The organism is Paraconexibacter sp. (assembly GCF_041602235.1).
Taxonomy (GTDB): Bacteria; Actinomycetota; Thermoleophilia; order Solirubrobacterales; family Solirubrobacteraceae; genus Paraconexibacter.
Genome location: NZ_JBFIGP010000098.1, coordinates 1 through 11,979, shown reverse-complemented (window position 1 = coordinate 11,979; position 11,979 = coordinate 1). Strand labels below are relative to the sequence as shown.

At 72.3% G+C, this 11,979-nt stretch carries 14 protein-coding genes; 6 read left to right on the top strand and 8 right to left on the bottom strand.

All coding sequences use genetic code 11. The features are described from left to right. From ABYE80_RS09920 to ABYE80_RS09900, 5 genes are all read right to left on the bottom strand, one after another. Positions 1-540, bottom strand: a 540-nt coding sequence (locus ABYE80_RS09920) for a hypothetical protein (RefSeq protein WP_372790119.1), incomplete at its 3' end; no start/stop codon positions are given. A 96-nt stretch (positions 541-636) separates the two neighbouring features. Continuing rightward, positions 637-1,044 (bottom strand): DUF4234 domain-containing protein, encoded by a 408-nt coding sequence (locus tag ABYE80_RS09915; RefSeq protein WP_372790118.1) that lies wholly within the window; start codon positions 1,042-1,044, stop codon positions 637-639. A 100-nt stretch (positions 1,045-1,144) separates the two neighbouring features. After that, a complete protein-coding gene (locus ABYE80_RS09910) occupies positions 1,145-2,167 on the bottom strand; it encodes a glycosyltransferase (RefSeq protein ID WP_372790117.1) in 1,023 nt (340 codons plus the stop codon). A 62-nt stretch (positions 2,168-2,229) separates the two neighbouring features. Continuing rightward, a complete protein-coding gene (locus ABYE80_RS09905) occupies positions 2,230-3,255 on the bottom strand; it encodes a DUF354 domain-containing protein (RefSeq protein ID WP_372790116.1) in 1,026 nt (341 codons plus the stop codon). 6 nt (positions 3,256-3,261) lie between these two features. After that, the gene (locus tag ABYE80_RS09900) at positions 3,262-4,374 is read right to left on the bottom strand and encodes a DegT/DnrJ/EryC1/StrS family aminotransferase (RefSeq protein ID WP_372790115.1); all 1,113 of its coding nucleotides are present in this window, start codon (positions 4,372-4,374) and stop codon (positions 3,262-3,264) included. A gap of 55 nt (positions 4,375-4,429) precedes the next feature. Between ABYE80_RS09900 and ABYE80_RS09895 the strand changes: the two genes are divergently transcribed. From ABYE80_RS09895 to ABYE80_RS09870, 6 genes are all read left to right on the top strand, one after another. Beyond that, positions 4,430-5,116 carry a DedA family protein gene (locus ABYE80_RS09895; RefSeq protein WP_372790114.1) on the top strand — a complete coding sequence of 229 codons (687 nt, stop codon included), beginning with the start codon at positions 4,430-4,432 and terminating at the stop codon, positions 5,114-5,116. A 29-nt stretch (positions 5,117-5,145) separates the two neighbouring features. After that, positions 5,146-5,958: an undecaprenyl-diphosphate phosphatase gene (locus ABYE80_RS09890; protein ID WP_372790113.1), complete on the top strand. Its 813-nt coding sequence runs from the start codon at positions 5,146-5,148 to the stop codon at positions 5,956-5,958. 14 nt (positions 5,959-5,972) lie between these two features. Next, positions 5,973-7,076: a phosphoribosylformylglycinamidine cyclo-ligase gene (gene purM / locus ABYE80_RS09885; RefSeq protein WP_372790112.1), complete on the top strand. Its 1,104-nt coding sequence runs from the start codon at positions 5,973-5,975 to the stop codon at positions 7,074-7,076. Positions 7,077-7,086: 10 nt separating this feature from the next. Continuing rightward, positions 7,087-7,353 (top strand): YdeI/OmpD-associated family protein, encoded by a 267-nt coding sequence (locus ABYE80_RS09880; RefSeq protein WP_372790111.1) that lies wholly within the window; start codon positions 7,087-7,089, stop codon positions 7,351-7,353. A gap of 83 nt (positions 7,354-7,436) precedes the next feature. Next, positions 7,437-8,840 carry an NAD(P)-binding protein gene (locus ABYE80_RS09875; protein WP_372790110.1) on the top strand — a complete coding sequence of 468 codons (1,404 nt, stop codon included), beginning with the start codon at positions 7,437-7,439 and terminating at the stop codon, positions 8,838-8,840. A 69-nt stretch (positions 8,841-8,909) separates the two neighbouring features. Continuing rightward, positions 8,910-9,830 carry a methylenetetrahydrofolate reductase gene (locus ABYE80_RS09870; RefSeq protein ID WP_372790109.1) on the top strand — a complete coding sequence of 307 codons (921 nt, stop codon included), beginning with the start codon at positions 8,910-8,912 and terminating at the stop codon, positions 9,828-9,830. 96 nt (positions 9,831-9,926) lie between these two features. Here the strand turns inward: ABYE80_RS09870 and ABYE80_RS09865 are convergent, their stop codons facing one another. From ABYE80_RS09865 to ABYE80_RS09855, 3 genes are all read right to left on the bottom strand, one after another. Next, a complete protein-coding gene (locus ABYE80_RS09865; RefSeq protein WP_372790108.1) occupies positions 9,927-10,217 on the bottom strand; it encodes a hypothetical protein in 291 nt (96 codons plus the stop codon). Positions 10,218-10,265: 48 nt separating this feature from the next. Continuing rightward, entirely contained in the window at positions 10,266-10,934 is a 669-nt protein-coding gene (locus tag ABYE80_RS09860; protein ID WP_372790107.1) for a CHAP domain-containing protein, read from the bottom strand. Between the two features lie 128 nt (positions 10,935-11,062). Further along, positions 11,063-11,869 carry a flagellin gene (locus ABYE80_RS09855; RefSeq protein WP_372790106.1) on the bottom strand — a complete coding sequence of 269 codons (807 nt, stop codon included), beginning with the start codon at positions 11,867-11,869 and terminating at the stop codon, positions 11,063-11,065. Positions 11,870-11,979 lie beyond the last annotated feature (110 nt).

The window sequence follows — 11,979 nt, the reverse complement described above, 5'->3', positions numbered from 1 at the left end:
GCGGGTCCTGCGGCTGCGGACGACACCCGCGATACCGAGGAAGAACAGGGAGCTCGCCACGATGACGCCGACGAGGTTGAACTTGTCCCCCTCCTCGTCGAGCGACCGCGCCGTCGCGAACTGACGGTCGGTGACCTTGACGAGACGCTCGGCCTCGTTCTGCTGCGGCACCTCGTACTCCGGTGCGTCGAGCGGGGTTGCGATCTCGTCGGTCTTGTCGTTCTCCCACGCGTCGACGGCGCCACGGAGGTTGTCGTCCATGATCGCCTCCTTGAGATACGACGCGAGGTCCGCGTTGTCGGACTGCGCGGCCTTCGCGTACTCGAGGAAGAGCGCCTGGTCGCGACCGGCGGTCTGCGTGGCCTCGGTGAAGAAGCCGTTGGCGTCGTTGATCGAGCGGATGCCCTCGTTGAACGACTTGATCGAGTCGCCGTCCCGGAGGGAGCCCTGGTAGCTGGCGACCGCCACCAGGATGGCGGCGAGTCCGAGCAGGGTCGCGATGATCGCCTCGAAGCGATCGCGGTGCGTGTCGTTTTCCATGGGTGCGGCCTCCGCGCCGCCGGGTGGTTCGAGGATCGTCCGATCCCGCGGCCGCCGGGTGGCAGCCGCGGGATCGGGTGTGACGCCAGGCGTCCGCTACGCGGACTGGGCCTGGAGCGCCTTGTTGAGGTTGCTCTGCAGGAAGTACGTCCCGACCGGGCCGAGCAGGAGGCTCAGCAGGAAGCCGGGCACGGCCGCCATGCCGGGCTCGAGGCCGACGAGCTTCTCGGCGGCGTTGAGGCGCTTCCACGTCCCGAACAGGGAGAGGAACACCGGGACGATCAGCAGCAGACCGACCGTGACGGCGAGCACCGACTTCATCGGGTCGGTACCGGCCTCGGTCGAGCCCTTCGCCTGACCGATCGCCGCGAGCTCCTTGTTGATCTTGTAGTACCAGACGATCCCGTAGATCCCCAACGTGATCAGCGTCAGGCCGATCACTCCAAGCGGGTTCCGAACGAGTCCGACCTCGCCGCTACCGGCGATCTGAACCTCTTCAGCCATGCTGTCCCCCGTCGCCAGCGCTGCGCCCCCAGGCGCGGCGTGTGGATTCCCGGCGGCGCGGAACGTACCAGTGCGATGGGCGGATGCCAAGCGGTCCGACCTACGACGAGGCAAACGCGATAGCTGTAGCGCCTGTGTTCCGCTCGGTGGACTGCGGCAGGTGGGCGCAGAACGCCTCCAGCACGCTGGCCCGCTCGGCCTGCGGCGAGAACCGCGCGCCGATCGTCGCCGCGATCCCGCGGGCGCGCGTCTCCATCCCCACCGGGTCGGCCCGGTGCGCGTCGAGGACCGCCTCCACCTGCCGGGCGAACGCCACGATGTCCCCCTGGGGCACCGGGTACCCGTGGTCCTGCGTGAAGTAGTCGCGACCGCCCATCCCGTGGTAGCCGACGACCAGGCAGCCGGCCGCCATCGCCTCCTTGGGCGGGAACGGACAGCCCTCGGGATAGCCGAAGCTGAGGAACACGAGCGCGTCGCGCTGGGCGGCGGCGACCTGGGCCTCGTTCATCCCGTCGAGGGGGAGCACCTCGACGTCGCGCAGCGCGCCGCGCTGGCTGAGGATGTTGAGCACCTGGTTGGCCTGGTCGGCGTGCTTGCGCGGCATGAAGGTCAGGCGCCGGGGCCGTCCGCCCGGGTGCTCCGGGGCGAACCACAGCTCGGGATCGAGCTGGTAGGTGATCCGGCGCACGTCGAGCCGCGGGAAGGCGTGGCGCAGGTAGGCGGCGTTGTCGTCGCTGACGCAGATCGCGCCGCTGACCTCGGGGTGGTCGTAGGCCGTCTCGCCCGGGGGCGTCACGGGCGCGTAGCCCGCGAACGTGTTGTAGGCGTTCTGGTTGAAGACGACCTTGCGGACACCGGGGGCGATGGACCCGAGCGCCGGGCCGTACACCTCGGGGACCGCGAGCAGATCGACCCCGGGCCGCGGAGACACCTGCGCGGCGTAGGCGATCGGCGTGGCGTGCTCGAACCACGAGCAGGCGAACCCGGGCTGATCGTGCACCACCCAGGACGGGATGCCCGCGGCGTTGAGGTGATCCACCGCCCGGTAGATGACGCGCACGCCGCCGGACGGCGTGTCGGTGTCGGGGCAGATCAGGTAGACGTGCGGCTGGGGACGGTCCACACCCGGATGATCGGCGCCGGGACCCGCACCTTTACCCGCGGGCCGCTCGAGCGCGCGGCACCTCAGGTGAGAGGACTGCAGAGCAGGTCGACCAGCAGCGCCGGGTCGCGCCGGACCCGATCGGGCGACAGCGCGCCCGGAGCCCGGCCGGGGGCCCGTTCCAGCACCAGCTCGTCGGCGCTCCGGAGCCGGCGCAGCCGGCCGTCCGCGATCAGGCGCTCGTCGACCGCCCCGAGCCGCCCCTCGAACGTCGTGTAGACCGGGGTGCCGAGGGCGACGGCCTCCCGGTTCATCGTGCCGCCGGCGCTGACCACGAGGTCCGCGAAGGCGATCAGCGACGGTGCGTCGATCGCCCGCTCCGGCACGATCACGCCCCCGAACCTGGCGAGGTCGGCGCGCTGCTCCGCGGTCCTGGGCAGGACGACGACCTGACCCTGGTCCCGCAGGCGCCGCAGCGCCTCGGCGAAGACGTCGTTCTCGAAGCGGTGGTAGAGGGCGACCGCGGGGGGTGTCCGGACCACCGCCAGCGGCAGCGCCGGATCCACGCCCAGCTCGTCGAGCACCGCGGCGTCGGGCTCGAGGTCGGCCAGGTAGTACTCCTCCTTCAGCCCCGGGTAGGCGCGGATCTTGCCGCGCGCGCCGTAGCGGTCCAGGCGCTCGGGCGGGATCACGTCGGGCACGACCACCGCGTTCCCGAGCCGGCAGTTGACCGTGTGCTGCACGGTCGCCCACTCGTAGTCGAACATGGTCGACCGGGGGATCCGCAGGAGCGCCGCCGCCACCGTGACGTCGTTGGACCCGTGGCCGAACGCCAGGTCGAACCGGCCTCCGGAGCGCGCCTGCCGACGTGCCCACCGCGCCAGGGCGGTCGACCGGTCCACGAGCCCCAGCCCCTTGGCCGCGAGACGGCCGCCCCGGTGCCGGCCGATGACCTCCGCCTCGATCCCGTGACGCTCGCACAGCGCGACCGTCTGGGCGAAGTCCCGCGCCGTGACCTTCACCTCGGCCCCGCGCTCGCGGAGGACCGCGATGACCGGACGCAGCACGAGCACGTGCGGCGAGTTCGTGAGGTCGATCCAGACCCGCATGCCGCGCTACGTGCTCAGCCCGTCGCGCACGGCGGCCGCCACCTCGGCGACCTGCTCGCGCGTCGTCGCAGCGCTGATGGGCAGCGCCAGGTGGGTACGGGCCGCCTGGCGCGTGCCGGGCAGCTCGCCGACGACGCGCGCGCGACCGTCGGCGAGCAGCGTCTCGACCGCCGGCTGCTGGTGCACGGGCCGCCGGTAGTAGCCGCGGGCCCCGATCCCCGCTGCCGCGAGGCGCTCGGCCAGCGCGTCGGGCGCCTCGGTCCGCACGACGTACAGGTGCCAGGCGACGCGTTCGGCCGCGTCGGTGGCCACCGGGAGCGCGAGCACGTCGGCCAGACCCTCGTCCGCGTACCACCGCGCGACCTGCGCCCGGTGGTCGGCCCACGCGTCGAGGTGCGGGAGCTGCACGCGCAGGATGGCGGCCTGCAGCTCGTCCAGCCGGGAGTTGTAGCCGACCTCGCTGTAGGTGACCTTGTCCTCGCTGCCGTGGAAGCGCAGGGTGCGCACGCGCGCGTCGAGGTCCGCGTCGGAGGTCGTGATCGCCCCGCCGTCCCCGAACCCGCCGAGGTTCTTGGACGGGTAGAAGGAGAACGTCGCGATCGTGCCCAGCGCCCCCGGCCGCCGGCCGTCCGCCGCCACCGAGCCGGCCGACTGGGCGCTGTCCTCCACCACGGGCACGCCGAGGGCCGCGATCTCCCCCACCGGCGCCACGTTGCCGAACAGGTGGACCGCGATCACGGCCTTCGTACGGGGCGTCAGGGCGGCGGCCACCGTCTCCGCGGTCACGCACATCGTCCGCGGGTCGACGTCGCAGAACACGGGGACGGCGCCGGTCGGCGGGATCGCCTCGGCGCTGGCGTAGAAGGTGAAGGAGGGGACGACGACCTCGTCGCCCGGCCCCACGCCCAGCGCGCGGAGCGCGATCGTGATCGCCTCGGTGCCGTTCGCCACGCCCGCCGCGTGGGGCACGCCCAGGTACGCGGCGAACTCGGACTCGAAGGCGGCGCCCTGCGGTCCGAGGATGAAGTGCTCGCTGTCGAGCACGGCGTCGACGGCCGCGCGCAGCTCGGCCCGCAGGGGCTTCAGGGGGCTGCCGGGGTCGAAGAGCGGGACGGCCATGAGGAGCGCGAAGCGTAACCAGCGGGCGCTCGATCGCTACTTTGGGGAACTTCCCATGACCTTGATCGCCACTCTCTCCCTCGTTCTCGCCTCCATCACCGACCCGATCGTGGAGTTCGCGGTCGACGTCGTCGACACCGCGGGCCTGCCCGGCATCTTCGCGATGATGGTCGCGGAGAGCGCCTGCATCCCGATCCCCTCGGAGGCCACCTTCCTCTTCGCCGGCTTCAACGTCGAACGCGGCGAGTACTCGTTCCTCGCCGTCGTGGTCGTCGGCGTGTCCGCCAACCTCGTCGGCTCCTGGATCGCCTACGCGGTCGGCTACTACGGTCGCATCGACATCCTCGAGAAGCACGGCAAGAAGCTCCACATCAAGAAGGAGCACCTCGAGTGGTCGGACCGCTGGTTCGAGAAGTACGGCGACGCCGCCATCTTCTTCAGCCGGATGCTGCCGATCATCCGCACCTTCATCTCGCTGCCGGCCGGTGTCGCGCGGATGCCGTTCTGGCGCTTCACCATCCTCACCACGCTCGGCTGCATCCCGTGGATCGCGGGCCTGACCGCGATCGGCGTCGGCGCCTCCTCACAGTGGGAGGAGTGGAAGGACAAGCTGCACTACATCGACTACGCGGTCGTCGCCGCGATCGTGATCGGCGGCATCTACCTGCTCGTGCGCTGGCGTCGCAACCGCAGCGACGACACCGGCGAGGGCGAGATCCTGCGCGCCGACGCACCAGCCTGATCGTGCCGCGGTCGGGCGACGTCGGTGCATTGACCTTCGCCGACGCGCTCGGCCTCGGACTGCTCCACGGCCCGGCCGAGCTGCTGCCCGTGTCGTCCTCGGGCCACATGACGCTCGTGCCGTGGCTCCTGGACCGGCCGTACGCCACGCGCCTGGACCCCGAGCTCCGCAAGGCGTTCGAGGTCGCGCTGCACGCGGGCACGGCGTTCGCGCTGCTCGTGGCGCTGCGCGGCGAGGTCCAGGACGCGGCGCGGGGCCTGGACACCCGCCGCATCACGTTGCTGGTCGGGTCGTTCGTCCCGCCCGCGGTCGCGGGCTTCGTCCTCGAGCGCCCGATCGAGCGGCGGCTCGGCACGCCCGAGACGATCGCGGCCGGCCTGCTCGTGGGCTCGGCGGCGATGGCCGTCGCCGACCGCCTCGGGCCGTCGGGCCGCTCGCGTGACGAGGCCGGGGCGCTCGACGCGCTGCTGCTGGGACTCGGCCAGGCCTGCGCACTCGTGCCCGGCGCGTCGCGCAACGGGATGACGCTCGCGGTCGCGCGCGCACGGGGGTTCGGCCGCGAGGACGCCAACGTGCTCTCCCGCCACGTCGCGCTGCCGATCATCCTCGGCGCCAGCGCCCTGAAGGGGACCCGGCTGGCCCGCCGCGGACTCCCGCCGGGCATGGCCGCCCGGTTCGTCGTCGGCGTCCTGGCCTCCTTCCTCTCCACGCTGGCCTCCGTCCGGCTCATCCGGCAGGTCGAGCGGGACCGGTCCCTGGCGCCGTACGCGATCTACCGATCGCTGCTGGCCGTCGCGGTGCTGCGCCGGGCGCGCCGCCACCCCTCTGACCGCGTTCTCTGACAGCATCGACCCCGATGACGGGACCGACGGAGAACCAGTACGCCGCCGCAGGCGTGGACACGACCGAGTCCGATGCGGGGGTGGGAGCACTCGTCGACGTGCTGAAGACGATCCGGCTGGACCGCACCAGCGCCTCGGTCCTCCCCAGCGGCCACTACGCCAGCGTCCTGCGGGTCGCCCCGAACCTCGGGGTGGCGATCTGCACCGATGGCGTCGGCTCCAAGCTGGTGGTCGCCGAGCAGGCCGACCGGCTCGACACGGTCGGCATCGACTGCATCGCGATGAACGTCAACGACATCATCTGCGTCGGCGCGGAGCCGATCGCGATGGTCGACTACCTCGCCGTGGAGCGCGCCGATGCCTCCGCGCTGGCCCGGATCGGCGAGGGGCTCAAGACGGGCGCCGAGCAGGCGAACATCGAGATCCCGGGAGGCGAGCTCGCGGTGATCCCCGAGCTCATCCGCGGGCACCCGTCCCCCAACGGCTTCGACCTGTGCGGCACCGCGATCGGCACCGTCGCCCTGGACCGGATCGTCACGGGGGCCGACATCCGGGCGGGGGACGCGATCATCGGCGTGCCGTCCAGCGGCATCCACTCCAACGGCTACACGCTGGCCCGCAAGGCGCTGCTCGAGGACGCCGTGGGCGGCCCCGCCCTCGGCCTGGACGCCACCCCGGCGGAGCTGGGCGGCGCGAGCGTCGCGGACGCGCTGCTCGAGCCCACGGTCATCTACGTGAAAGCGGTCCTCGAGCTGCTCGAGTCCGACGTCCCGGTCGGCGGCCTGGCGCACATCACCGGCGGCGGGCTCACCAACCTCCTGCGCCTCGTGGGGACCCGCCTGGGGTTCTCGATCGAGCAGCCACTGGCCGTGTCGCCCGTGTTCGGCCTGATCCAGGAGCGCGCCCGGGTCCCCGCCCACGAGATGTGGGAGGTCTTCAACATGGGGTGCGGCTTCGTCGCCGTCGTCCCCGAGGACCGCGCCGACGACGCGGTCGGGCTCATGCTCGATCATCACCCGGGGACCGCCCGGATCGGCACCGTGACCGAGGAGGGCGGCGTGGTGCGCGTGCCGTCCCTGGGCGTGGCCGGGACCCGCGAGGGGCTCCGCGCCGCCTAGCATCCACGGCATGAGTGCAGCGCGCGTGCCAGGCGGAGTCGTCCACGAGCTGCCCGCCGACCTGCGGGCAGCGCTCCTCGCCAACCCGACGGCGCTCGACGCCTGGGTCGACATCACGCCGCTGGCCCGCAACGAGTTCATCTGCTGGGTGCAGGACGCCAAGCGCCAGGAGACCCGCGAGCGGCGCATCCGCCGCACCCAGGAGGAGCTCGAGGAGGGCAAGCGCCGGCCCTGCTGCTGGCCCGGCTGCAAGCACCGCGAGCGCACCGGCCGGTAGCGGCTCGACCGGCCCTCGGGCCCCGGCGGCGGGGCCGCCGCCCGCGGATTGACGCGGGGACGCGTGAGGCGGATGCTCACGTGATGGCCTCGACGTACCACGACGGGTCGCGCGCGCTCGACGCGGACTACCTCGTCGTCGGCGCCGGTGCGGCGGGCCTGGCGTTCGCCGATGCGCTCACGGCGCACGCCGACGTCCGGGTGGCGCTGGTCGACCGCCGCCACGGTCCCGGGGGCCACTGGCTCGACGCCTACCCCTTCGTGCGGCTGCACCAGGCCTCGGCGTTCTACGGGGTCGCCTCGACGGAGCTGGGCACCGGCGCCGTGCAGCAGGAGGGCCCGGAGGCCGGCCTGCACGAACGGGCGGCCGCGGCGGAGATCTGCGCCTACTACCAGCGGCTGCTCGAGACGCGGCTGCTGCCCGCGGGCCGTGTCGAGTTCCTTCCCGCGTGCGAGTACCTCGGGGGCGGGGCGCTCGTGTCGCGGGTGTCGGGCGCTCGCCGGCAGGCGCGTCCGGGCTGCCGGATCGTGGACGCCCGCTACGTCGCGCCGGAGATCCCCGCGACCACCCCGCCGCCCTTCGCGGTCGCCGACGGCGCGCGCGTGGTGCCGGTGCACGAGCTACCGCGCCTGGAGTCCGCACCGTCGGAGTTCGTCGTCGTGGGCGCGGGCAAGACCGCGACGGACACGTGCATCTGGCTGCTGCAGCACGGCGTCGACCCCGAGGGCATCGTGTGGGTCCGGCCGCGGGAGCCGTGGATGCTCAACCGCGCCGTCGTCCAGCCCGACCCGGCGGTGTTCGCCGGCATGGGCGCCGACACGATGGAGGCGGCGATCGCGTCGAGCACGCCCGACGAGCTGTTCCTGCGCCTCGAGGCGGCGGGGATCATGGTCCGCATCGACGAGGCGCTCGTGCCCACGATGGCGAAGGCGCCCACCCTCGCGCGCTGGGAGCTCGACCTGCTGCGCAGCATCGAGCGCGTCGTGCGACTCGGGCACGTCCGCGCCGTGGAGTCCGGGCGCATCGTCCTGGATCGCGGTGACGTCGCGGTCGCGCCGGACGCGATCGTCGTGCACTGCGCGGCGGCCGGTCTGCAGTATCCGCCGCTGCGAGCGATCTGGGACGAGCGGGCGATCACCCTCCAGCCGGTCCGCGCGGGATTCCCGTGCCTGGGCGCGGCGCTCATCGGCTACGTCGAAGCCACCCGCGACGAGGACGTCGAGAAGAACCGCGTCTGCCGGCCCTCGCCGCTGGGGAACACCCCTTCCGACTGGGCCGGCATGCAGGCCATCGGCGGTCGTGCGGCGATGGCGTTCGGCGCCGAGCCCGACATCAAGGCCTGGGTGAACGAGGTGGCGCTGAACCCGGCGCGCGTGCCGGCGGCCCGGGCGCCGGAGCCGGCGGTGCGGGCCGCGCTGGGTCGGATGGCGGGCGTGATGGAGGACGGGATCGAGGCGATGGAGCGACTTGCGGGGGTTCGGGGGTGAGGGGTCGGCACCGTGCTGGTCGCGGCTCCGCAGCCCTGCGGTCCGGCGTTCCGAACTAGCCTTCCGAGCGTGGATCTTCAACGTCGCATCGTCTCCCGCCAGGGGGAGTTCCTGTTCTTCGCCCTGACCCCGCCCCGGTTGTCGACCAGCTCGCAAGAGGCCCAGGAGATCGCCGACGTCACGCTGGAGCGCCTCGGCCCTCTCAACGTGGACGGTCTGGTCCTGTACGACATCGACGACGAGTCCGACCGCAACCCCGACGAACGACCGTTTCCGTTCCTGCCGACGATGGACCCGGCCGACTACCTGCATCGACACCTCGGGGCCTGGCACACACCGGTCGTCGTGTATCGCGCGACGGCGAAGTACACCGAGCAGGAGCTCCGCGACTGGATGAGCGACCAGGACACCGCCAGGCGGATGGCGGTGTTCGTCGGCGCGTCGTCGCAGACGAAGCCCGTGGCGACGACGCTACGCACGGCCCAGCGGCTGCGCGCCGAGGTGAAGCCGGACCTGCTCCTGGGCGGCGTGGCCATCCCCGAACGACACACGCGCAACGGCACCGAGCACCTTCGTCTGCTCGCCAAGCAGGAGGCCGGGTGCTCCTACTTCGTCACGCAGATCGTCTACGACGTCAACGCCGCCAAGAACCTGGTGTCGGACTACGCCTACGAGTGCCGCGACCGCGGCATCGCTGCGGTCCCGCTCGTGTTCACCCTGTCGGTGTGCGGCTCGACGAAGACCCTGGAGTTCCTGCGATGGCTCGGCATCGACGTGCCGCGCTGGATCGAGAACGACCTGCGCCACGCCAACGACCCGCTCGACGCGTCCGTCGAGCATGCCGAAGCGACCGCGCTGGAGCTGATGACCTACTGCCGTCGCCTCGGCGTGCCGTTCGGCATCAGCATCGAATCGGTGTCGATCCGCAAGGTGGAGATCGAGGCGAGCGTGCGCCTGGCAGCCCGGCTCGGCCCCGCGCTCGTGCGCTGACCTGATCCTGGGCACCGCCACGCCCCCAACGGGGCGAGCCGGACCCTGCTGGAGCAGAGTTCCCCCGCCGAGCTCGAGCGTGGGCGGGCCGCGGCGTCAGTCGTCCGCGGGCTTGCGCTGCGCGCGGGTGCGGTCCCGCTGCGCCTTGGCTCGCGCGGCCACCACCTTGGATCCGGGCATCGCCCGCATGATCGTGTCGGTCGTGCGCGCGGGCGCGGCGATGTCGCGCAGCACCAGCTCCACCGACGCCAGGCGCTGGTTGAGATCGCGCACGTCCTTGGAGATGCGTCCGACGTCCTCCATCTTCTGCAGCACCCGGACCAGCTGGTGGAAGTCGTCGAGCGCGCGCAGCACGAGGTTCGGACCCTGCGTGATGAGCCGAAGCATGAGGCCGACCGTAGCGGACGCCCGCCGCAGGAGCGAGGGGACCGGACCTCAGAGCCGCACGTAGCCGAGCGCGCTGCCGGCCGCGTGCGTGCGTCGCGCGACCATGTCCGAGGAGTTGCCCTCGATCGTGTGGACGGTGCCGTCCGGATCCACGGACTCGACCACGCCGATGTGCTCGTCCCAGACGATGAGATCCCCGGGGTTCGGGGTCGCCGGTGCCCCCGACGAGTTGGGTACGGCGCGACCGGTGCGCTGCGCCCACGCGTAGACCGCGTCGACCGACGCGAACCCCTGGCCGGACTCGCCGAGCGGCGTGCCGGCCTGCTGCGCCACCCAGCTCGTGAAGTAGGCGCACCACGGGCCGACGCCCGGGGCGCCGCGCATCGCGCTGCGGTACTGGGCGATCCGGGAGCCGTCGTTGGACCCGGGAGGATGCTCGGTCACCCCGAGCTCGCCGACGGCGAGCGCAACCCGCCGGGACCCAGCGGCCGACGCGCCCGGGACGACGCCCGCCGCACCGCCGACGCCCGACAGCCCGGCGACCGATCCCTGCCATCCGGTCGCGGTCCCGGACGCCCCGCCCAGCAGCGCAGCGGGCACGCCCTGCGCGCTCGTGAGCTGCTGCGCGAAGCTCGTCGCCGACGCCGGCTTCGGGGGGCGCGGAGCCGTGAGCTGCTGCAGCTCGCTGATGCGAGCGATCACGGTCTCCAGGCTCATCGTCACGGTAGTCGGCCACGACCCGCGGGCGTTGAGCCCGGACGCGCGAACGGGCGGCCTCCGAGGAGACCGCCCGTCGCGGTGCTGCGATACGGCTGGACCAGCTGGACCGGGGGTTGCCCCCTCGCTTACCGCAGCAAGCTCAGGACGCCCTGGGGTGCCTGGTTGGCCTGGGCGAGCATCGCCTGACCGGCCTGGCTCAGGATCTGGCTCTTGGTGAACGACACCATCTCCTCCGCCATGTCCACGTCACGGATCCGCGACTCGGCGGCGACCAGGTTCTCGACCGCCGTGGCCGACGCCCCGAGAGCGTGGGTCATGCGGTTCTGGACCGCGCCGAAGGTGGACCGGGCCGAGGAGACCGCGGTGATGGCCGCGTCGATCTCGGAGATGTCCGCGGTGCCCGCCTGCGTCAGCGAGTAGAACGCGGTGCCGACGGTGCTGCCGAGGCTGATCGTGGCCGCCGAGATGGTCTGCCCGTCGTTGGCGCCGACCTGGAACGTCACGGAGCCGGAAGCGTTCAGCAGCTGGATGCCGTTGAACTCCGCCGAGCTGCCGATGCGCTCGATCTCGGAAGCCAGCTGGTTGACCTCCGTCTGGATGGCGTCACGCGACGCGGCCGACAGCGAGCCGTTCTTGTACTGCACGGCCAGCTCGCGGACGCGCTGGAGCATGGAGTGCACCTCGTTGAGGGAGCCCTCCGCCGTCTGCACCAGCGAGACGCCGTCCTGGATGTTGCGCTGGGCCTGCGCGAGACCGCGGATCTGCCCGCGCATCTTCTCGCTGATCCCGAGGCCGGCCGCGTCGTCGGCGGCACGGTTGATGCGGTAGCCGGAGCTCAGGCGCTCCATGCTCTTCGAGGCCATCGACGTGGTGTGGTTCAGCTTGTTCCAAGCGCTGAGGGCGTCGACGTTGTTCTGGATGCGAAGGGACATGCGGTCTTCTCCTTGAAGCCGGTAGTTGTCAGGTCCCGGAGCTCGTCCATGAGCTCCTTACAGCTGGAGTTGTCGGCGTTCCCGCAGGGAACTTGAGTCGGGGGGGGGGG